The sequence below is a fragment of the Pararhizobium arenae genome (genome assembly GCF_001931685.1).
Taxonomy (GTDB): domain Bacteria; phylum Pseudomonadota; class Alphaproteobacteria; order Rhizobiales; family Rhizobiaceae; genus Pararhizobium; species Pararhizobium arenae.
Map to the genome: position 1 here is coordinate 1 of NZ_MOOY01000013.1, position 18,383 is coordinate 18,383.

An 18,383-nucleotide genomic window follows, 5' to 3' on the forward strand; every position below is an offset into this window, starting at 1 on the left:
AAATCCACACCGTGCTGACCGACAACGGCACTCATTTCACCGACCCAACCGGCGATGGCTGGACGCCTGATGACATCAAAGCCATGCGCAAGGACAACGTGCCCTTTCGTTGCCATTCTTTCGAGATGGCTTGCGCTGATCTTGATATCGCGCATCGTTTGACCAAACCCCGCCATCCCTGGACCAACGGTCAGGTCGAGCGAATGAACCGCACCATCAAGGATGCGACCGTCAAACGCTTCCACTACGACGACCATGATCAGCTACGCAGGCATTTGACCGACTTTATCGATGCCTACAATTTCGGNCGGAGAAGATCAATGTGAAGCATGAATACGCGAAGCTCAAGAAACAGGCGCTCCGTGTGCAAAATGTGGCGAATGGGGGTCTAGAGCGCGTCCGTTTTACTCGCGTCATATCCGCACGATTTGAGATTGTTGGCGCATTCTTGTCCGACCAAATCAACAATCGGGGATGGAATCAGAATTCAGCAGCCAGGAATCCTCAACGCGATCCCGCGTTCAATTTCAGCACTGGACGTAGCGCGTTAGATGTTCTTGCCAGTGCTGCTGTGGTGGGATTGGCTACGTTTGGCACTTACACACTTGCACGTCGGCGAGGTAAAATATCCGGGAACTTTAGAGCGATCGGCTTGTTGAAAAGGCTCACCTCCGAGGTGAGCGCTGGAGGGTTCGCCAGCGCAGCAGCTAGGTCTCCGGCGAGGCCTAGCTGCTTTCTATAGGTGGTGGGTAAGCGACTGTTAATAAAGCAACCAGCGCCTAAGCGTTCCCCTCGGAATCGACAGCCTTTTGGTCTGCAAAAGAAAAATACCCGTCGACGTCATTGCTGGGCGAGCACGGTGTCTCCCGATCGATGTCATTCCTACGGGTGCGGCTTGTATTATTCCGTCAGGTTATTAGCACTTCACTCACAGCATCGTTTTCCATCTCCGGCATCATGGCACTGTTTGCGAACTCGAATGTAGCAATCAAAGCTACAGCTGACGCTACAGGCGTGTGAACCCAGATCTAAGTCTGACTTGTCATTTTCCGTCGTATATCGAGAAATCCGTCAACATGTTCTTAGGCAAGGGGTTGGGTCGTTGTTGTGTGACGGCTCGGGTTTTCCGCCTAACTATACGCTTAACTCTCGTTTCACGCCGACGGCGAGGGTTTTGTAAGGCACCGTCTACAGGGTATTGGTTCAATTGAAACGAGGACCCCTCAAATAATAGGATTAACGCGACGGCATATTTAGAAGACTTTGCTATGTGCTGTGGCTCGAATCAGCTCCCGCCGTCTGACATTGGTTCGTCGCTACAGCATCCGGTGCCCCGCCGGGAAAACAGCCACCCTGCGTTGTCCCCGCGCAGGGTGGCTCTTATCGGCAAGTCACATCGGCGGCTGGCGAGTAGCTTAGTCAGGCTTGTTTTGCCGCTCGCGCTCCAGCCTCAACGCTCGCAGTCGATCAGTTTTCTCCTTCGCGGTACGAGCGTCCCTTTCTGCCTGTTGCATAGCAGCAGCCTTCGATGTTTCAAAATCGCCTAGCGGAGATGCACCGCGTTTGCGGGTGGTCTGAGTGTTTTGCATGCACTGAAAGATAGAGCCTGCCTAAATGGCGGCTAGATCGGTTCACGATGGCGGCATAAGTTGGTACGCTACAAGACGGGAAGCAAATGGACTGGCACGGTAAAAGCCGGAACTAATGCCGCACACGTGACAATGCGCAGGCACGACACCTATTCTCAGGGCTGACTTTCGCTAGATCGCCGGTGCAGCATGTGGATTGGCGACGCTGAGCTTCTCAGACTGAGGAGCCATTTGACACAGGATCTTTTGCGCCGAGATGTATTAGCTGACCGGTTTCTTCTTTGCTTTACCCTTTACTCCGCCTCTTCACACGCTTCACCCTCGGCGACTTCATGAGGTTTGAGGCCCTTTATTGGCCAGCCTTTGGGATGCACCGACGGCCCGTCTACCGGGTGGTAATAAGAAGGAATTCGATCTCGCCGCTCGGGCCGGCTCGAATACAAACGGCTGCGGATTGTTCGACATGCGATGTTAGCATTAGCTTCGCGTGCATGCTTTAAGCGCGCAAAATGGGATTGTTGCGACTTTATCCAAAGAGCATGCGCCACACGTCGATTCCTGGCAAGAGCAGCACGAATGTCCACCTCATGAAGTGAGGCCAATAGCTTCATGATCCCCGGATATGTCGGCGCGGTGCGCCTCTCATAGAACCGAGCAATTTGCCTTGAAACTGACACGAGCCACTATTCTATTTTTTGCGTACTACTATTTCCTTTTCGGGCCCTTACCGTGTGCACGCGCCCTTGCCTTGATCCGCGGTGCTTTTGCCCGGCCGGCAGAAACGGGGACGTCGGATCGGTCAGCGCGCCTGCCCCCGACACTTAATTGACGACTCATACAGCGCGCGCAGTGTCCTAGCCCCTACCGCGAGGCGCGAGCCATTCGCGCGGTGCGGAAAGGGGCTATCTGGTTCTTGTCTGGCTTTCCGATTTTTGCCGCCGGTCTCCTCGCCACCGCATGGCTCATGACTACGCACTCCACGTGGTAAACCTGGGCGCATCTGACTCGAAACGTTTGCCCCAATCCTTTTTGACAATGGGAACACCCCGCGAGAGTGATTGTTACCGGTCCCATCATCCGAGAAGTTTAACGGACGGACATCAGTTGTACTATCCAGGTCGTACCCAAAGAATGGATTGCGTTGTTATCGGCGGCGGACCAGCCGGGTTATCGGCCGCAATCTACCTGGCGCGGTATCGCTTATCCGTGACTGTGTTCGATGACGGAACGGGGAGAGCTGCAACCATTCCAATAACGCATAACTATGCCGGTTTTCCTGGTGGCGTCAGCGGTGCCGAACTGCTTACGCGGATGGGTCTGCAGGCGATGACCTACGGCGCCGAAATCCGGTACGAGACCGTCGAGGCCTTGGCTCGCGAAGGCGATGGATTTACCGTGTCATATGGCGACGTCAACGTGCTGGCTCGAACTGTGCTGATCGCGACTGGAGTGAAAAACCACCGCCCCGACATGCCCGAAAATCTACATGATGAAGCGGTCCACCGAGGCCTCATCCGTTACTGCCCAGTGTGCGATGGCTTTGAGGTTACGGACAAGCGCGTAGCGGTTATTGGACAGGGCGGTAAAGCGTTCATGGAAGCCGTATTTCTCAGAAGTTTTACGCGCCATGTAACGTTACTTTCACCCGGATACCACGATCTAGCGCCGGAACAACTGGCCCGCCTGCGAGAATTAGGAATACGCGTTGATACAGGGACTTTGGATTTCAAAGTTGAAGAAGACCTCATATGCATACGGACGCTCAAGAACTCACCTTGTTTCGATGCGGTTTATCCCGCGTTGGGGTCGAATGTTCGGTCGAAACTTGCGTCAAGTGTCGGGGCAAAGCTCTCGCCGGAGGGATGCATCTGTGTCGATGATCATCAGAGAACGGATGTGCGAGGTCTTTATGCCGCAGGAGACGTGGTGATCGGTCTCGACCAGATAAGTCACGCCATTGGACAGGCTGGCGTTGCCGCAACCGCGATCAGGAACGATCTATGTGAGGTCTCACCGCTCTTGCGTTGAATCGAGCCAATAGGATTCGGCGCGTCGGGACATTGATTTCTCTTCTGCGGTTCAAGGTTGAAGCAAACACAATTCAACCAGGGAACAAAATGTTCGTTGCCTTGTTCGCACATCTTCACGAGGGGCACGACATGAGCAATCTGCAGAAGCTGTTGCAGGAACTACAAGCCGACTACTCGCAACTATTCCGATCCAGTTCCATCCGGTTTGGCGAGTTGACGGTAGTGACCGACGTTGATCACATCATCCCGCTCTTGAAAAATCTGCGCGATGATGAGCGCTTTCGTTTCATTTGTCTGCTGGATGTTTGCGGAGTCGATTGGCCCGAGAGAAAAATGCGTTTTGAGGTCGCCTACCATCTTCTGTCACCGTATCGTAACGAGCGCATACGGTTAAAGCTGCAAACAGATGAGGAGACCGCTGTTCCGTCCGCTTGTGAGGTCTTCCCGGCAGCCGACTGGTTCGAGCGCGAAGCTTGGGACATGTACGGAATACTCTTTACTGGGCACCCGGACCTCAGGCGAATCCTCACCGATTATGGGTTTGACGGTCATCCTCTGCGGAAGGACTTCCCATTAACTGGCTATGTTGAGGTCCGATACGATGACGCGCAGAAGCGCGTTGTCTACGAACCAGTAGAGCTCAAACAAGAGTACCGTCATTTTGACTTTCTTTCGCCTTGGGAGGGGACGGCAGCGTTGCTGCCAGGCGATGAAAAATCAGACGAGCCGTCCGGCCGAGGTGCGGTGTGATGGAGCATCAGATCCGGAATTTCAACATCAACTTTGGCCCTCAACATCCGGCCGCGCACGGCGTTCTACGTCTGGTCCTGGAACTCAATGGCGAACTTGTTGAACGGGTCGATCCCCACATAGGTCTGCTTCACCGGGGCACGGAAAAATTAATCGAGGCGAAAACTTACTTACAAGCTTTGCCATATTTCGACCGGCTCGACTATGTCGCTCCGATGTGCCAGGAGCACGGATACTGCCTCGCGGTTGAGAAGCTATTGCAGCTCGAGGTTCCCAAACGCGGTCAATTAATACGCGTCTTATACGCTGAAATTAGCCGCCTGCTTTCTCACCTGCTCAATGTCACGACCCAGGCGATGGATGTCGGTGCTCTTACACCCCCTTTATGGGGCTTTGAAGAGCGGGAAAAACTCATGGTTTTTTACGAGCGAGCGTCCGGCTCCAGGATGCACGCAGCTTACTTTCGCCCCGGCGGCGTTCACCAGGATGTCCCAGAGCAACTGCTTCAGGATATCGCGCGCTGGTGCGAGACATTCCCAAAGGTGCTCGATGACATTGATAACCTGATTACGGAAAACCGCATCTTCAAGCAACGCAATGTAGATATCGGTGTCATCTCTTTGGCGGACGCCTGGGCGAGAGGTTTCTCCGGTGTTCTTATCCGAGGCTCAGGAGCCGCGTGGGATCTGAGGCGCGCTCAACCCTATGAATGCTACTCAGAGCTCGAATTCGATATCCCTGTCGGAAAAAACGGCGATTGCTATGATCGTTACGTAATACGCATGATTGAGATGCGGCAGTCGATCAATATAATGCAGCAGTGTCTCGAACGCCTGCTGTCAACAGAGAAAATTGGTCCAGTATCTGCGCTCAACGGGAAAGTTGTCCCACCAAAACGGGGAGAGATGAAACGCTCGATGGAGGCCCTGATCCATCATTTCAAACTGTATACGGAAGGATTTCACGTTCCAGAAGGAGAGGCGTATGCCGCGGTGGAGGCTCCCAAAGGCGAGTTTGGCGTCTATTTGATCGCGGACGGCACCAATAGCCCTTACCGATGCAAAATAAGAGCGCCAGGTTTCGCTCACCTGCAAGCGATGGATTTCATGACGAGAGGACACCAGCTTGCGGACGTGTCTGCAATTTTGGGCTCCCTTGACATCGTATTTGGCGAAGTTGACCGATAGAACGCCGTCCGTCTGCAAGAGAAATTGAGGAACAAATGCAAAATAAAAGTGTTGTCACCAAATTCGTCACCTAGAGTACCACATTTAGGCTTAGCGATGTCGGCGGGCGAGAGGGCGGTCGATTTCCACCCTGATAACGGGTGATTGGAAAAGAGTGTGATCGCGTTTGTGAATGACGGTTACATTGATTGCGGCGTTACCAGCTAACCCGCAAGCCTAGCTGCGAAGCCTCCTTCGATGTTACAGTACGCTGAAGCTACTTCTCATCCGATCGACATTTCGCCCGATATTGGCTCTTTTGCTGAGATACTTTGACAGCGCGCTTAGGTTTCTCCTCGATTGAAGCATTCCTCACCAAACCGCCGCGATGACAGACACTTGAAAAATGGTTCGGCCGCTTATGTCCTGTGCTTTGACACTAAGTCCGAACGTGTCTGAAGTTGTGGGGCAGGCGATAAGATCTTTAACCAGAATCTGTTTCGCTTCTTCCAGCACTTGGCTTTCGCTCGCGACGTATCGTCCGATCCTGTCGTGGTGGTAACAATAGCCATCGCTTCGATGGAAATAAACGAATGGCATCACTGTTCCAGTGAATCTCGGAAGGAGCGGCGCCTGCGTGGACCGAACCAGAGGAGAAGAACGACTGCTACGATAGGCGCCGCGCCGCCAGTTAGGAACAACAGGTCCGTCAGTGTCATTCCGTTAGACCTTTGCAGTTTCGCCGGCAGATCTCAGCGAGAGGAACTTCAAGGTAACATCCGACGGGTGTTGTTCGATCCAGGCGCCCATCTTTTTCCTTTTCGTCGAGATTGGCGCGGAGCGCAGTGGACGATGCCGAAAAGCCACCTTGTTCGGCGACAGTGAGAAGTGATCTGGAAGCAGCGATCTCGACCTGCTCGAATGCGAAGTTCGCAAACGAGTATTTCAAGATTTCGTCGGCGGCCACGGTTTGCCCCGTTGCCGCCGTCGCGCTAGTCAGTGACAGTGCCACATCTTTGAGGGCCGAGCGATCTTCTGCGAAGTCGCTGAGCAGTTGATTCAATCGCGCGATTTGGGTTTCGGTCTTGTGAATGTGCTGGTCGAGCCTGGTAGCGTCTTCCGGGTAATTCTCTATTCTGCTGACCTGAGGCTTTATGATCGAAAGGGCGTGGTTTTCTATCGCGTGCGCATTCTTCAACCCGGTAACGAAAATCGAGCGTACAGTACCTTCCGCGTTCATCACAGCTCCTTGCATTTATGAGCTTGCCCAACCGGGCTGCCTAAGCGAGGTTCCCGGTATCGCGAAATTATCTGAATGAGCGAAGTATTTTTTGGATGTTGTTTATGCTCGAGACACGCGCTTCGATTTCATAGCACTCGCGCATGGCAGCGGAGCTGTTCCCTAAACGATGTCGCCCCACGCGGCTCAGCTCCCATTGCCTAATACCAACACTGCTAACCTCAATCTTGCCCAGTGAATTTCAATCAGCGCCAGAGATTGCTCTGCTCGTCGGAGGGCGTTGGTTTCGTTTCCGCGTATGGTGCTTCTCCTTTTACTGCTCACATGGTGATCGCACCGAAAAGTCTGCGAACGGAGCCTTCATTGAAGTTTCGAAGCCCGGCCTTAATAACGGGAACATTGGAAGTGAACCTTGGTTGGGTACCGCGCCAGGGCAAACCGCCTTCGCCTAGGTTATTCAGGAGAATTGCATGAAATTCTATGTGTGCGCTTCCGCGACTGCAGTCGCTTTAACGCTTGCGGGGTGCTCGGCAACCGAGTTGCAGCCAATTCCGGGCAGCATCACCTAAAATGGCCAGCCGCGGACCAAACTGACTAAATCTCCAGTCGGAAGCACTTTTGAGCACCGGTTTCGTGACCCTCGTGGGGACCAGTATGTCGAGACCTATGAATAGCCCCGAGTTTCGTAGACACCCTCGGGTTAGATTTTCTGCTGCTTCTCGAACTCGATGGGTGACAGCATCCCGTTCCTGGCGTGCTTGCGTTTCGGGTTGTAGAACATCTCGATGTAATCGAACACGTCCTGGCGAGCTTCATCGCGTGAACGGTAGACGTTGCGGCGTATCCGCTCTCGCTTCAGAAGATTGAAGAAGCGCTCGGCCACCGCGTTGTCATGGCAGTTGCCGCGTCGGCTCATCGAGTGAACCAGATTGTGGTGCTTGAGGAACGAGGCCCAGTCCATGCTGGTGAACTGCGAACCCTGGTCCGAGTGGATCAGCACCTTGTTCTTCGGCTTGCGCCTCCACACAGCCATGAGCAGAGCCTGCAACACGACGTCGGTGGTTTGGCGGCTCTGCATTGCCAGCCGATCACCCGGCGGGAATAGAGATCGATGACGACGGCGAGATACGCAAAGCCCTCGCAGGTCCGGATATAGGTGATGTCTGTGACCCACGCCGTGTCCGGAGCCTCGACGTCAAACTGCCGGTCGAGCGAGTTATCGACGACGACGGAAGGCCTGCCGCCGTAGATGCCGGGGCGGCGTTTGTAGCCAATCTGCGCCTTGATCCCGGCAAGGCGTGTCAGACGTGCGACCCTGTTCGGACAGCACATCTCGCCCTGGTCGAGAAGGTCGTCGTGCAGCTTTCGATAGCCGTAGACCTTGCCGCTCTCCTCCCACGCTTTCAGGAGAAGATCGGTCTGCCGTTTGTCCTCGCTGGCTCGTCTGCTCAGCGGGTTCTTCAGCCAGGTGTAAAATCCACTCGGATGAACCCGCAAAAGGCGGCACATCGTCCGCACCGAAAACTGCAAGCGATGCAGAGCAATGAACGCGTACTTCACTTTGCATCCCTGGCGAAATACGCGGCCGCTTTTTTTAGGATGTCTCGCTCCTCGGTGACGCGAGCCAATTCCCTCTTCAGCCGCCTGATCTCCTCGGCCTCGTCGCTGCCCTTGGCGTTCGGCGCAGCAAACTTCTTCTTCCATTCGTAGAGCGAATGCTGGCTGACGCCGAGACGCTGCGACACCTCCGCAACCGGATAGCCTCGCTCCGTGATCTGGCGCACCGCGTCACGCTTAAATTCTTCGCTGAAATTCGATTTGCTCATGATGCTCTTCTTGCCTCAAAATTAGGAAAGAAGGTGTCTACAAATCTTGGGGCTATTCACTATCAAATGCAGGCTGACAGATCGATCCGCCTTATTTCTCGACACCGGACCGATCTGTTTATCGGGTTAGGAGACGGGCGCGACCGATAGCGAGCGAGGCAGCTACGCCGTGCCGTGACCAATAGCCACGGCACGTTACCGATTCTCTGACCGATCTTCAGATGTAGCGATTGGAGCAAGGGTTCTCAGACCGACCCCTATGCACAACATGAGGCGACAACGAGGTGCCGGCTACGACTTCAAGCCGAGGACGCTTGGCGAATCCAGGGTGGGGATAGTCTATCGGACCGGTCCCAGCTTGAATACACGCGTGCTGGAATGCTTCTCGCGCTTTCTCAAGCAAAACCGGATCATCCAGCGCATTTGTGCAAAGCTGGAATGCACGATGATACGCCGAGCGTCGCTCAGGCTAATCGATGAGAAGCGCCATGAGTGCAGCATAAGGGCCATGGATAGTCTGCCGACCTGCCATTGGCAAATGAACAACCAGAGGATCCCAACCCTTCATCTCGCTCTCCCTTCGGAACGGAATTGTTATCAGTAGGCCGCGGCTGGACAAAGAGCTGTATAGCCGTGGTTTGATCAAATCTGCTCGGACTGAGGGCCACTGTTTGGCTTCGCCGGCCCGAGTACTGGCACTTGCCCCATCGGCATACTTGCGCCGGTCTGGAACTCGCCTTTCCCATCAATGGAAGGTCCTGTTGACCAGCGACCAGCGACAGGATCACTGCCGTCCTGTTGGAAACCGAGATAGGCATAGCTGAACCTCTGGTTCTCTAGTTCCTGTGGGAAGCTGTTAGGGATTGGGAAAGCACCCGTTGGACCGCCGAGCTCTTCAAGCGCGGCCAGCCATTGGTTCTGATGCATGGTATCGCGCGCGATTAGAAAAGAGAGCATCTCTTTCATGCCGGTGTCTTTGGTCATGTTGTAAAGACGCGTTGCAAGAACGCGACCCGTTGATTCTGCCGCGACATTCGCCGTCATATCTGCAGCGATGTTACCACTGGCGTAAACATGCGACATGTCGAGCGGAACTCCGTCGGAATCCACCGGCATCGCCGAAAGGCCAGAAGAGAGATGGTTCTTCATATTGAGCCCCCCGAGAACGGCGCTTGCAACGGGATCGCTTGCCACTTTCTCTTTGATGGAGACTGGAGCGCCTTCGAGGTTCAGAGCAACGGCGGTGGCAAGCATCTCGATATGGCCGAGTTCTTCAGTCGCCGTGTTCATGAGCAGGTCCCGGAACTTGGGATTACCGCGCGCACCACAGGCCTGGAAGAAATATTGCATAGCAACACGAATTTCGCCTTCAACTCCGCCGATGGCCTGCTGGAGAGCCCGCGCAAAAAGTGGGTCCGGCGTTTCTACCCGCACTGGGAACTGCAACTTGCTATCTGTGTAGAACATCGTTTCCTCCGCCTCTTGTGGCGGCCGGCGAACAAGCGGTTCGCGCAATTGTTCCTAAACAGTCTCACAAAATCTCGACCTGACGCTGACGGCTGATCGCCCGTTCGCTCATACCTGTTTTCTTACATCGCCCCGTGGTGGTCTCAGTTCAGGCAGGGTTGGAGAGAGCATCGAACGACTGCGCTTCGTGCGCGGAACATCTTTCCTACGCTGCAGTTAGCCGTCGTTGGAAAGGGCGAGCGCGATGTCTGCAACAAAAGCAAAAAGAGACCCGAGCCGCGTCTTCAGTCGCACCTTCGACTGGGCCGGTCATGCGCTGGGCTTCAGCATTGGTGGCTTCTTCGACGGCATAATTTTGCATCAAATCCTCCAATGGCACCACCTGCTCAGTGGTATTGAGGAGGCGCAGCAGGACATTCGCGTTCTTGTGCTGTGGGATGGGATTTTTCACGGACTGATGTACATAATTGCCGGTGTCGGCCTCTGGTTACTATGGCGAGCTCGCAAAGAATTTCCGGCTAGTGGGGCAGATCGACGGCTATGTGCCAATTCGCTCATCGCTTTTGGTACTTGGCACATTTTAGATGGGATATTATCTCACTGGATTTTGGGCATCCATCGCATTCGTATGGACGTGAATAACCCTCTTTTCTGGGACTTGCTCTGGTTTGTGTTGTTTGGCGCCTTGCCCTTCATTTGCGGATGGGCAGTACGGCGAACGCGCACAAGCGGCAGATCTAGTATGCTGAGTTCTCCCCTAGCTTTAGTCATGGCTACAGCGCTCTCCGGCCCCCTGGCGGCACTGCCGCCACAGGATCAACAACAGGTGATAGTGCTTTTCAAGCCTGGAATCACCGTAACTCAGGCCGTAGCTGCAATTGAAGCAGTTGATGCCAATATAATCGGTTCTGATGTTTCAGGACAGTTATGGATTATAGAGGGAACGAAAGGCCTGGAGGCATTCCGACTTTATCGTCATGGCGCGCTCTTGGTCACCAATTCAGTGTTGCCTCTCGGATGCATTAGCTGGACGAGCATTCAATCAAGCTAATATCGACTGAACCACAGTAAGAACGTGCCCACCCACTACAGCTGTGACCGCGATACTGCCGTGCTCATACTCATGTTCCCTGCAGTTTGGTCGCGGAACAGCTCCTCAGTCTCATGATCAAAACTCAGATTTATGCCGTGCCGCGACATTCGCCGCTCCATGATCTCCGCCATAGCTGCAAGGAACGCGTCAATGCCATGTTCGTCCTCAAAATCAGTGCATGCACTTTCAAGGTCTTTAAGGGTCATCTTCGCGCCTCTTGTGTGGGTTTAAGCGCCCAACGGGAATTAGCTCGACTTGTTCCTGGAAAAAGCTGCTGCTCCAACGACCGGGCTATGCCAACGCCAAGTCAACTTTGCACCTTCTTCCAACCTGCATCATCATTCGAGCGAGAGCCATCTACGTAAAGTGTAGGCAATGTCACCTTAGGATGTCTTGATGCACTCGAAAATGTCCGGATCAAAGGAACTTCAGCGAACGTGCTTAGTTCTCAGACAATCTCGAATCCTTGGAGATCGTCATGATGTTTCAATGCCGTACATGGTGACAAACCTTTCGGACGAGTTTGAATGCTCCCCGATATCTTTGGCAATTAAAGAGATCTTCTCGCTGAGGTCATTCATCCGCGACTTTGTCGTCTTCGCCCATCACCTGCGGCATTGAATTCCATCAGAACTGAATTTCGAAGATTCTACAAATGTGAGGCTTCATGAATTCGCACCTCGATCGACTGGCCAAAACGTATGGGATCAGCCTGACGAGGCCAAGCCCGGATAACGGGGAGGTGCCGATTTCCGATGATGTAAAACGTAAACTTCTTCGCGCGCTCGGCGTTGCGGATGATGGAAAGGCACAAGAAGCCACTCGAAGAAGCCCGAAAAACCGGCCATCCGGAAAGCCGATTCCACACACATTTGTCCCAGAATTTCTGAGGACTGAGCGGGTATGGGGCATCAGTCTTCAGCTCTATGAATTGCGGTCCGAACGAAACTGGGGAATTGGAGACTTCGATGACCTCGTTGAAATGATACGCTTTGCGGCCTCGCTCGGCGCCGATTTCGTCGGGCTCAACCCGCTGCACGCATCGTTTCTAGCCGACCCCGATCGTTGTAGTCCGTATGAGCCGTCAAACCGCCAGATGCTCAATCCTCTCTACATCGCGGTCGAAAAAGTCGCTGGCTTTCAAAGCAATCCCGGACTTGAAGCCAGGGTTAACAAGCTTCGACTAACCGACTACGTCGATTACGTTCGGGTGGCTGCGACTAAACTAGCAGTTTTGCGGGAACTGTGGGCGAGCGGGCGATCCTCATTAGATGGTGTCGGAGCCGGGCAAGACTTTAGTGCGTTCGTCCAGGACGGTGGTGAAGTATTACGCCGGCACGCGGTGTTCGAAGTCCTGTCAGCGGTTATGGGCGAACAGGGTAACGGCACTGGCTGGAAATCCTGGCCCATCGGTTATCAGAGGCCGGAAACCGCGGAGGTTGCCGCATTCGCTGAGGAACATGCACGCGAGATCGAGTTTCACATGTGGCTGCAGTGGCTTTGCCATCGGCAATTGACCCGCGCAGTTAGAACTGCAAAGGAAGTCGGCATGCGGCTTGGCCTCTATCTTGATCTGGCCGTCGGGGAAGCAATTGACGGTTCGGCTACATGGAGTGAGCGGAACGCCTACATTTCCGATGCAACGGTCGGCAGCCCCCCCGATCCCTTTGCGCCAGACGGGCAGGACTGGCATCTGGCAGCATTTCACCCGGCAGTGATCGCCTCGGGCGGCGATGCGCCGTATCTGCGGATGGTAACTGCTGCGATGCAATATGCAGGTGCCATCAGGATCGACCATGTAGCGGCTCTGCGCCGCCTGTTTCTCGTGCCGCTTGGCAGTGCGCCCAAAGAAGGCGCTTATGTCAACTACCCACAATGCGACTTGCTGCGCATCCTGGCCACTGCATCGTTAAAATTCAGGTGCTTGGTCATCGGGGAAGATTTGGGACTACTTCCGGAAGGGTTACAGGAGGATCTGATGGAAGCCCAAGTTCTCTCTTACCGAATTCTGTCTTATGAGCGGGAGGACGATGGCTTCAAACCCGCGGACGCCTATCCCCGACTTTCACTCGCATGTATCTCAACACATGATCATCAGACGCTGGCCGGTTGGTGGCGGGGCGCAGACATCAAAGCCAGATTGCAGCATGGCATTGTCCCTCATGACATGACACAGACACATGTCGAAAAACGTCGGTACGAGCGTGAGGAACTGAAGGTTGCCCTGGAGGAGGCGGGCACAGATCCCCCAAAGCGTTTACCTTCGGCGGCTGGAGGCGACGACAAATTGAAGGATTTGGTCGTCAGCGCCCATCGCTTCATTGCAAAAACCGCGTCCATGCTCGTTGCTGTCCGGCTGGCCGACATGACAGGTGAGAAGCAGCCCACGAATATCCCAGGCACGAGCGGTACTTACCCGAACTGGAAGCCGAAGCTCACTGTTGCGATAGAGCAGTTCGAAAATTTGCCGCAGCTTCTGCAGATCGCTGCGGCAATGCAGGAGGAGCGGCCCCGCTAGGTTGGTGCCCCGTCAGTGTTTCCGTCCGGCGTACAGAACTCCACGCGATAGAAGGATAGCCGTCCCCCATGTCAGGTCACGGGACTGGAACCATCTCGATTCATTTTGGTTTTCCTTACCTTTGGCGCAGGCTGTTGAGATCAACAAGTACCTGCCCCGTTCGCCCGAAGTGTTGAAACACAGAAAATGCGAAAGAGATGAAGATTAACTGGCCGAAACAGCTTTGGATTGTGCGCCACGGGGAAAGCGCTGGGAACGTTGCCCGGGACGCGGCCGATCTTGCAGGGCACGCCCGCATAGATATTGCCGAACGCGATGTGGATGTCCCACTGAGCGCGCTTGGCCAACAGCAGGCTGACGCATTGGCGGCATGGTTCTCCGCCTTGCCCTTGTCAGAACAACCCAATATTTTATTGGCCTCACCATATCAACGAGCGGTGCGAACTGCCGACACCATAGCTGAGAAGCTGTCAGCCAAGTCGCAGCTTTCCACTAGGGTCGATGAGCGCCTGCGCGAGAAAGAGTTTGGTATTCTGGATCGGCTGACGCGGCGAGGGATTGAAGAACTGCATCCGGATCAGGCGGAATTCCGGCGGATTTTGGGGAAATTCTATCATCGGCCACCAGCCGGAGAGAGTTGGTGCGATGTAATTTTACGGCTGCGGAGCATGCTCGACACAGTCAGCCTGCATTACTCCGGTCAACGCGTTTTGATCGTAGCGCACCAAGTCGTCGTCTTATGCATGCGCTACATCATCGAAGACCTTTCAGAGGATCAGATTCTGAATATCGATCGACAGGGCGACGTGGCGAATTGTGGCATCACCGAATACGTTGAAAGCTCCAACAAGGATGTGGGTGGTGGTTTGCGTCTGAAGAGATACAATTTCGTTGCTCCATTGATTGATGCTGGAACGCCAGTGACTAAACAAAAAGATGCGAATCTGGCTGCGCGATGACGGCAATTACACCTATTGACGCACACCTTCTTGCAAACTTGCCGCTGCCGCTCCCTGCCGAAGGCGGTAAAGAAGAGCGCGGTCGAGTATGTCTTGTCGGTGGCAGCAGAGAGGTACCCGGAGCGATCCTTCTGGGCGCCCTGGGGGCTCTGCGTGCCGGTGCTGGCAAGCTGCAGATTGCGACTGTGGAGAGCCGCGCTGCCGCTTTGGCGATAGCAATGCCAGAGGCATTGGTTATCGGATTTCCGGAGACCTCGGCCGGTGGGTTAGATTCCAGGCGTTTCGCCTCTATGGCCTCAAGATGGTCTAGCTCGCATGCGGTGCTCGTAGGACCGGGAATGGTGGAAGAGTGCGACAGTCATGAAATCCTCAAATGTATCCTCGATAATTGCGGCGAAGCAGTCATTGTCGTCGATGCCGGTGCCCTCCCGCAGATCACGGATCTCGGCGTGAGGCTGCATCGGCTTGCCGGCCGTGTCATCATTACGCCCCACTCCGGCGAGATGGCGAACTTACTCGGGGTACAAAAGGAGGTCGTAGAGGCTGATCCCACGTCAGCGGCTTTGTCACTGACGGAAAAATTCGGTTTGGTTGTCATCATGAAAGGCAGCAAGACGGTTGTTACAGCGCCCGAGGGAATGTGGCGGTATGAAGGTGGCGGTGTCGGATTAGCAACTTCCGGCTCTGGAGATGTCCTAGCCGGCGTTGTAGCCGGACTGGCAGCGCGTGGAGCCAAGCCGGTTGTCGCCGCCATTTGGGGCGTTTTTCTTCACGGCGAGGCAGGGTGCCAATTGTCGATAAAAGTGGGCCCCCTTGGTTTTTTGGCTCGTGAAATTCCGGACCTTGTTCCAAAGCTGATGAGCGAAGTAAGGTAGCCAAGGCGCGCTCGATCCGGCTCCTTTCGGCGTGCTGGAAGCAGCGGCTGTTTGATTTCTTCGGAGAGCCTTAAGCGGTGCTTTCCTGGGATCGACCAAGCTCGATTGCGCACCCCAAGAAGCCGTTAGGACACGGAGCGCAAAAGTGCGGTAGAAGATGACATTGTCTACGACGGTGGTAGAACTGTTACTCTCAGACTGAAGGGAATTTCATGGGCACAGCAAAACTATTGTCGGGCGGCAACCGACAAATCTCTAAAGGCGAAGGTGATGGTCCGGTTCAGGCTTACATCGAGGCTATACCAGGTTGGAAGCATGGGATAGAAGGCAGCTTGACGACTTAATCAGGTCTGTAGTTCCCGATATCCAAAAAGCCGTAAAATGGAACACCCCTTCTACGGTGTCCCTGGCAAGGGCTGGATCGTGGCCTTTCACTGCTTCGATAGATACGTCAAAGTGACCTTTTTCAAGGGTACGTCGCTGTCCCCGCCACCGCCAGTTGCCTCTAAGCAAGATGAGGTCCGGTACGTACACGTTCATGAACATGAAGAATTTAATGAAGAGTTGCTGAGAGACTGGCTTACGCAAGCAGCGTGTTTGCCGGGTGTAAAACTATAGCTTGAAAACCCCTACCTTTGTCGGCTGTCGATCCCGGACATTATAAGGATTCGGGGAGCTCTGTCGCGCGCTGCCAGCCGACAGCAGTCTTCAGCCGTTTGTTCGTTATAGATAATTCCAAGGCACAAGCTCATCGATGCACATGCCGGTGGCCTTTGAAGATGGCGGTGCGTCGCATCGGCGTTGAACGGTGTCCCAACCACGTCGCGGAACTGAGAAATTGATCAGTGTGTTTGCCAAGCTGGCTCTGGGTTATCTGTCCGCGCCGGAAGAGGTGAAACTTCGACTTTCAATCACACACGGAGTGATTCTAACCGTGACAACCAAACTTGTACGGCTTCATTGTCGTGGGAAGACAATCAGTCATATCATCTGGTGTCTGTAGCCAGGCAAGTGCGCTCGCCGCGTCGGTTTCACCCGCTCCTCTACGGATTTTCACTGACGACGACGAAAACTCCAACATTTTTCCACCGACTTCGCCGTACCCGTTATAGGCGATATGTAACAGGGACACCCCCGGCTTCCATTTGGAGCATTTCATTTCTGCCATATCGAGCGAACGTTTGCTCTGCGCCGACAGGAGGAGGTCTTGCGTCCGTTGAAGAGCTTCATCGATACTCGAGGGGCTGTTTCCTCGTGCGGAGACCAAGTCAAATGCTAAGCATCTCACAGCGCGGCCGGGGGGCTCCTGGAACAATGGCAAAACGGGTAGATTTGCCGCAAGCCCTCCGTCAACCATGTGACGTTCATCGATTAGCTCAGGCTTAAACAGAACCGGAAAGGCGGACGAAGCCATTAGATGGTCGACGGTGATTGTCATTTTGGAGGAGTCGTAGACCTGCTCTTGGCCAGTGGCGACATCCACTGCATTAACGATCAATCGAACCTCTCCGACGTTGAGAAGTTCAAAGTCCACGAGTTCTAAGAGTACCTTCCTCAAGCCGGATCGCTCGAATAGTGATGGGGACGGGGCTCCATGTAGTCGTCGCCACCAAGCAGCCACTGATGGTCCAAACAGCGCTGGCCGCCCATGCAGCAGTGTGTCAAGTGACGTGACCGCTTTCGATCCATCCCAATAAGGTACCATGTCTGCAACAGCGAGAAATCAGTCGCGATCTCCCAGAACCTATCCAACTGTACGAGGCGGTCCGCCAACTTGCTTCCGGCGATGATTGCCCCGACGATCGCGCCTATTGAAGTTCCAGCTATCCGGGCGGGCTGAACATTTTCCTTATGAAGAACGCTGTAGACGCCGGCATGATACGCACCCAAGGCATTTCCGCCCGACAGACATAGCCATATCTCGCCCGCATCTTCCATTCCCGTTCCTCGCCGAGATTGAGCACCCGTTCTGACAATTACCGTTTTTCTGTCCGGAAAATTCGTATCGGCGGGTTACCTGAGCTGCTGCAAGTTTTGTCATTCGGTCTCCGGGACAACGACCGGCAAGGGCCAAGCTTTCCACAGTTTACTGGAAGACCCTGTAGAAAGGGTAGGGCCGAGCGTAAGCCCGACCCTACCGTGCTGCATCGGCGCGGCGCCGGTCCATCCGCGGTCGCCACGACTGCAGTTTTACTTGCCGTCCAGGTCTTGCGCCATTTTGTAATGGTGCTGAAGCGCTGGCAGAGTCTTTGCTGCCCATGCCTTCAGATCGGCATTTTCGCCCTCTTCGGCGTAGCGTTTGAACAGATCGACTGCATCTTCGTGGGCTTCCACCTGGTCATCGATATACTCTCCATTGAAGTCGACACCCTCGAGTTTTGCAAGATCCTCGACATCTTCCTTGTAGTCGTCAGTCAAAGTGGCAACGGGGGTGCCTTTAACTTTTCCGCTTGTGATAAGCGCTTTCAGCTCGGTCGAGGTCTTCTCATGGTCGACGATCATCTGCTGAGCAAAGGCTTTGACGGCGGCATCGCCTTTTTCTAAAGCTAGTTTGCTGGATTCGATTTCGTAGACATCACTGGCCGAAGCCTTGAGGACGAAATCCTCTGTTTCCGGTGCAACGCCCAGCGCCGAGTTGACGCCCGTTGCCTCGCCAGCCGACTGGGCAAAGGCTGCACTTGCGGTGAGAACTAGAGCTGTTGCCAGTGCGATCTTCTTCATAATTGTATCTCCTTGATTGGAGCCCGGTAACAATCGAATGACCATATAGTTCCGAGCAAGATTGTGTTTGTTGGAACGAACCAAGCCGTCATCTGGGAGCGGACGCGTGACTACGAGAGCTTGCTCGCTCACGCTTCTAGAAACGAAAC

Annotated in this window: 16 protein-coding genes and 3 pseudogenes; 10 read left to right on the top strand and 9 right to left on the bottom strand. The window is 54.4% G+C overall.

All coding sequences use genetic code 11. The features are described from left to right. The 4 genes from BLX89_RS22440 to BLX89_RS22455 form a co-directional block, all read left to right on the top strand. Positions 1–307: integrase core domain-containing protein (locus BLX89_RS22440; protein WP_245292914.1), on the top strand; the 307-nt coding region annotated here is incomplete at both ends. Positions 308–2,720: 2,413 nt separating this feature from the next. Continuing rightward, on the top strand, positions 2,721–3,617 hold the full coding sequence (locus tag BLX89_RS22445) for an NAD(P)/FAD-dependent oxidoreductase (protein ID WP_075293196.1): 897 nt from the start codon (positions 2,721–2,723) through the stop codon (positions 3,615–3,617). 131 nt (positions 3,618–3,748) lie between these two features. Beyond that, a complete protein-coding gene (locus BLX89_RS22450; RefSeq protein ID WP_075293244.1) occupies positions 3,749–4,369 on the top strand; it encodes an NADH-quinone oxidoreductase subunit C in 621 nt (206 codons plus the stop codon). Then, a complete protein-coding gene (locus BLX89_RS22455; protein WP_075293197.1) occupies positions 4,366–5,556 on the top strand; it encodes an NADH-quinone oxidoreductase subunit D in 1,191 nt (396 codons plus the stop codon). The genes BLX89_RS22450 and BLX89_RS22455 overlap by 4 nt, the downstream gene beginning before the upstream one ends. Positions 5,557–5,907: 351 nt before the next feature. Here BLX89_RS22455 and BLX89_RS25525 read toward each other — a convergent pair whose 3' ends face one another. Then, positions 5,908–6,135: a DUF6894 family protein gene (locus tag BLX89_RS25525; protein WP_075293198.1), complete on the bottom strand. Its 228-nt coding sequence runs from the start codon at positions 6,133–6,135 to the stop codon at positions 5,908–5,910. A gap of 115 nt (positions 6,136–6,250) precedes the next feature. Further along, complete coding sequence (locus tag BLX89_RS22465) at positions 6,251–6,775, bottom strand: DUF892 family protein (protein WP_342587615.1); 525 nt, start codon at positions 6,773–6,775, stop codon at positions 6,251–6,253. A 470-nt stretch (positions 6,776–7,245) separates the two neighbouring features. Here BLX89_RS22465 and BLX89_RS25530 point away from each other — a divergent pair. Then, positions 7,246–7,443 (top strand): annotated as a pseudogene (locus BLX89_RS25530) (hypothetical protein); the annotation flags it as partial. 32 nt (positions 7,444–7,475) lie between these two features. On the opposite strand, the pseudogene BLX89_RS22475 reads toward BLX89_RS25530, so the two are convergent. The 3 genes and pseudogenes from BLX89_RS22475 to BLX89_RS22490 form a co-directional block, all read right to left on the bottom strand. Beyond that, positions 7,476–8,601 (bottom strand): annotated as a pseudogene (locus BLX89_RS22475) (IS3 family transposase). A 217-nt stretch (positions 8,602–8,818) separates the two neighbouring features. After that, positions 8,819–9,052: pseudogene (locus BLX89_RS25535) on the bottom strand (hypothetical protein); the annotation flags it as partial. Between the two features lie 191 nt (positions 9,053–9,243). After that, positions 9,244–10,068, bottom strand: coding sequence for a manganese catalase family protein (locus BLX89_RS22490; protein WP_075293201.1), 825 nt, complete (start codon positions 10,066–10,068; stop codon positions 9,244–9,246). 244 nt (positions 10,069–10,312) lie between these two features. On the opposite strand from BLX89_RS22490, the gene BLX89_RS22495 reads away from it, so the two are divergent. Then, on the top strand, positions 10,313–11,119 hold the full coding sequence (locus BLX89_RS22495; protein WP_075293202.1) for a DUF2243 domain-containing protein: 807 nt from the start codon (positions 10,313–10,315) through the stop codon (positions 11,117–11,119). A gap of 35 nt (positions 11,120–11,154) precedes the next feature. On the opposite strand, the gene BLX89_RS22500 is transcribed toward BLX89_RS22495, so the two are convergent. After that, positions 11,155–11,367: a hypothetical protein gene (locus tag BLX89_RS22500; RefSeq protein ID WP_075293203.1), complete on the bottom strand. Its 213-nt coding sequence runs from the start codon at positions 11,365–11,367 to the stop codon at positions 11,155–11,157. Between the two features lie 461 nt (positions 11,368–11,828). Between BLX89_RS22500 and malQ the strand changes: the two genes are divergently transcribed. The 4 genes from malQ (at position 11,829) to BLX89_RS25425 (ending at position 16,131) form a co-directional block, all read left to right on the top strand. Continuing rightward, entirely contained in the window at positions 11,829–13,679 is a 1,851-nt protein-coding gene (malQ, locus tag BLX89_RS22505; RefSeq protein WP_075293204.1) for a 4-alpha-glucanotransferase, read from the top strand. A gap of 197 nt (positions 13,680–13,876) precedes the next feature. Beyond that, a complete protein-coding gene (locus BLX89_RS22510) occupies positions 13,877–14,638 on the top strand; it encodes a histidine phosphatase family protein (protein ID WP_075293205.1) in 762 nt (253 codons plus the stop codon). Beyond that, positions 14,635–15,513, top strand: coding sequence for an NAD(P)H-hydrate dehydratase (locus tag BLX89_RS22515; RefSeq protein WP_075293206.1), 879 nt, complete (start codon positions 14,635–14,637; stop codon positions 15,511–15,513). Before BLX89_RS22510 ends, BLX89_RS22515 begins: the two co-directional genes overlap by 4 nt. Before the next feature lie 381 nt (positions 15,514–15,894). After that, a complete protein-coding gene (locus BLX89_RS25425; protein ID WP_342587616.1) occupies positions 15,895–16,131 on the top strand; it encodes a DUF1801 domain-containing protein in 237 nt (78 codons plus the stop codon). Between the two features lie 310 nt (positions 16,132–16,441). On the opposite strand, the gene BLX89_RS22525 is transcribed toward BLX89_RS25425, so the two are convergent. The 3 genes from BLX89_RS22525 to BLX89_RS22535 form a co-directional block, all read right to left on the bottom strand. After that, on the bottom strand, positions 16,442–17,134 hold the full coding sequence (locus tag BLX89_RS22525) for a patatin-like phospholipase family protein (protein ID WP_342587617.1): 693 nt from the start codon (positions 17,132–17,134) through the stop codon (positions 16,442–16,444). After that, the gene (locus BLX89_RS22530) at positions 17,068–17,451 is read right to left on the bottom strand and encodes a patatin-like phospholipase family protein (protein WP_075293208.1); all 384 of its coding nucleotides are present in this window, start codon (positions 17,449–17,451) and stop codon (positions 17,068–17,070) included. The genes BLX89_RS22525 and BLX89_RS22530 overlap by 67 nt, the downstream gene beginning before the upstream one ends. Before the next feature lie 252 nt (positions 17,452–17,703). Further along, entirely contained in the window at positions 17,704–18,234 is a 531-nt protein-coding gene (locus BLX89_RS22535) for a DUF4142 domain-containing protein (protein WP_075293209.1), read from the bottom strand. Positions 18,235–18,383 lie beyond the last annotated feature (149 nt).

What these genes read in the sequence shown, in the direction of transcription:
- BLX89_RS22490 (WP_075293201.1), bottom strand. Translation starts at nt 10,068, where the DNA reads ATGTTCTACACAGATAGCAAGTTGCAGTTCCCAGTGCGGGTAGAAACG.
- BLX89_RS22450 (WP_075293244.1), top strand. Translation starts at nt 3,749, where the DNA reads ATGAGCAATCTGCAGAAGCTGTTGCAGGAACTACAAGCCGACTACTCG.
- BLX89_RS22495 (WP_075293202.1), top strand. Translation starts at nt 10,313, where the DNA reads ATGTCTGCAACAAAAGCAAAAAGAGACCCGAGCCGCGTCTTCAGTCGC.
- BLX89_RS22465 (WP_342587615.1), bottom strand. Translation starts at nt 6,775, where the DNA reads ATGAACGCGGAAGGTACTGTACGCTCGATTTTCGTTACCGGGTTGAAG.
- BLX89_RS22445 (WP_075293196.1), top strand. Translation starts at nt 2,721, where the DNA reads ATGGATTGCGTTGTTATCGGCGGCGGACCAGCCGGGTTATCGGCCGCA.
- BLX89_RS22535 (WP_075293209.1), bottom strand. Translation starts at nt 18,234, where the DNA reads ATGAAGAAGATCGCACTGGCAACAGCTCTAGTTCTCACCGCAAGTGCA.
- BLX89_RS22510 (WP_075293205.1), top strand. Translation starts at nt 13,877, where the DNA reads ATGAAGATTAACTGGCCGAAACAGCTTTGGATTGTGCGCCACGGGGAA.
- BLX89_RS25425 (WP_342587616.1), top strand. Translation starts at nt 15,895, where the DNA reads ATGGAACACCCCTTCTACGGTGTCCCTGGCAAGGGCTGGATCGTGGCC.
- malQ (WP_075293204.1), top strand. Translation starts at nt 11,829, where the DNA reads ATGAATTCGCACCTCGATCGACTGGCCAAAACGTATGGGATCAGCCTG.
- BLX89_RS25525 (WP_075293198.1), bottom strand. Translation starts at nt 6,135, where the DNA reads ATGCCATTCGTTTATTTCCATCGAAGCGATGGCTATTGTTACCACCAC.
- BLX89_RS22515 (WP_075293206.1), top strand. Translation starts at nt 14,635, where the DNA reads ATGACGGCAATTACACCTATTGACGCACACCTTCTTGCAAACTTGCCG.
- BLX89_RS22500 (WP_075293203.1), bottom strand. Translation starts at nt 11,367, where the DNA reads ATGACCCTTAAAGACCTTGAAAGTGCATGCACTGATTTTGAGGACGAA.
- BLX89_RS22530 (WP_075293208.1), bottom strand. Translation starts at nt 17,451, where the DNA reads ATGGAAGATGCGGGCGAGATATGGCTATGTCTGTCGGGCGGAAATGCC.